Source organism: Pseudomonas sp. AGC41 (assembly GCF_057334555.1).
Genome location: NZ_JBHFJB010000035.1, coordinates 38,189 through 39,022 on the forward strand (window position 1 = coordinate 38,189; position 834 = coordinate 39,022).

1 protein-coding gene is annotated in these 834 nt (G+C 64.5%); it reads left to right on the forward strand.

Going from position 1 to position 834, the window contains the following annotated elements:
• The first annotated feature begins 103 nt into the window (after window positions 1-103).
• Complete coding sequence (locus tag ACE04F_RS06570; RefSeq protein WP_486105509.1) at window positions 104-817, forward strand: GntR family transcriptional regulator; 714 nt, start codon at window positions 104-106, stop codon at window positions 815-817.
• The last annotated feature ends 17 nt before the right edge of the window (window positions 818-834 follow it).

Below are 834 nucleotides of genomic sequence, written 5' to 3' on the forward strand. Positions count from 1 at the left end.
GTCGATATCGATGGCGGCTGATGTACCGCAATCGCGAGCAAGCTCGCTCCCACATTTGATTGCAACTACTATGGCGGCTCTCTCCCTTCTGGAAATCACTTGGATGAGCAAGCCCGGCCAAACGGTGCTGGTTGCGTTGCGTCGGATGATCGCCTCCGGCGAGCTGGCGGCCGGCGAGCGACTGATGGAAATTCCCACGGCGCAGTTGTTCGGCGTCTCGCGGATGCCGGTGCGCATGGCGTTTCGCACCCTGGAGCAGGAAGGGCTGCTGGTGCGTTTTGGCGGGCGGGGTTTCCAGGTGCGCTCGGTCAGCGCCGAGGAGATTGCCGGGGCGGTGGAGGTGCGTGGGGTGCTGGAGGGCCTGGCCGCCCGGCAAACCGCCGAACGCGGCTTGTCCGAGGAGGCTCGCCGGGCGCTTGAGCAGTGCCTGGTCGATGGCGATGAACTGTTCGCCAAAGGTTATGTGACCGAAGAGGACCTGGAGGTCTATCACGACCTCAACATGCGTTTTCACCAGGTGATCGTCGAGGGCAGCCACAACCCGGCCATCGCCGACGCCCTGGCGCGCAACGATCACCTGCCGTTCGCCTCGGTCACGGCCCTGGCGGTCGATCGCCAGAACATGGCCGGCGAATACCGCCGCTTCAACTATGCCCACATGCAGCATCATTCGGTGTTCGACGCGCTGGTCAATCGCCAGGGCGCCCGGGCCGAGGCGATCATGCGCGAGCACGCCAACGCGACCCTGCGCTACGCCGAGGTGTTTGGCTCGACGTTGGCGGATGAGCGGATGAAGCTGATCCTCCGATCGGACTGAGCACTTGTGGGAGCGAG